Origin of the sequence: Shewanella sp. SW24, assembly GCF_025653395.1 — a bacterium.
Classification (GTDB): domain Bacteria; phylum Pseudomonadota; class Gammaproteobacteria; order Enterobacterales; family Shewanellaceae; genus Shewanella; species Shewanella oncorhynchi.
In genome coordinates, this window is sequence record NZ_JAKKSH010000086.1 from 1 (window position 1) to 606 (window position 606).

Below are 606 nucleotides of genomic sequence, written 5' to 3' on the forward strand. Positions count from 1 at the left end.
CCATAACGAAAAAAGCCTCATCTTTCGATGAGGCTTATCTCTTAATGTTGGCGGAGCGGACGGGACTCGAACCCGCGACCCCCGGCGTGACAGGCCGGTATTCTAACCAACTGAACTACCGCTCCTTTAGCTTAACGTCTACACGTTAACCTAAATTAGGCGCTTGGCGATGACCTACTCTCACATGGGGAGACCCCACACTACCATCGGCGCGTTTGCGTTTCACTTCTGAGTTCGGGATGGGATCAGGTGGTTCCACAAGGCTATTGTCACCAAGCAAATTCTGCTTATTACCGTGTCCATCGCTGGCTCACGTTAATAATAATTCGGAAAGCTGATTTGCTTTGTTTGAGTTCAAACTTTATCAAGTATCTGTATTCTGTCTAAGGCTTTTCGTACGACCTCCATGGAAGGAGGAAGTGCTAGAAAATGTCTGGAACATTTTCAGTAAAACCCATCTGGGTTGTATGGTTAAGCCTCTCGAGTCATTAGTACATGTTAGCTCAACGCCTCACAACGCTTACACACCATGCCTATCAACGTCCTAGTCTCGAACGGCTCTTTAGAGGAATTAAATTCCTAGGGATGACTCATCTTAGGGCTCGC

1 tRNA gene and 2 rRNA genes are annotated in these 606 nt (G+C 47.2%); all 3 read right to left on the reverse strand.

Annotated features, from left to right (window positions below):
* Positions 1 to 48: 48 nt before the first annotated feature.
* Positions 49 to 125: transfer RNA gene (locus L5M17_RS23035), tRNA-Asp, on the reverse strand.
* 36 nt (positions 126 to 161) lie between these two features.
* Positions 162 to 277, reverse strand: a 5S ribosomal RNA gene (rrf, locus tag L5M17_RS23040).
* A 190-nt stretch (positions 278 to 467) separates the two neighbouring features.
* A 23S ribosomal RNA gene (locus tag L5M17_RS23045) occupies positions 468 to 606 on the reverse strand; the annotation flags it as partial.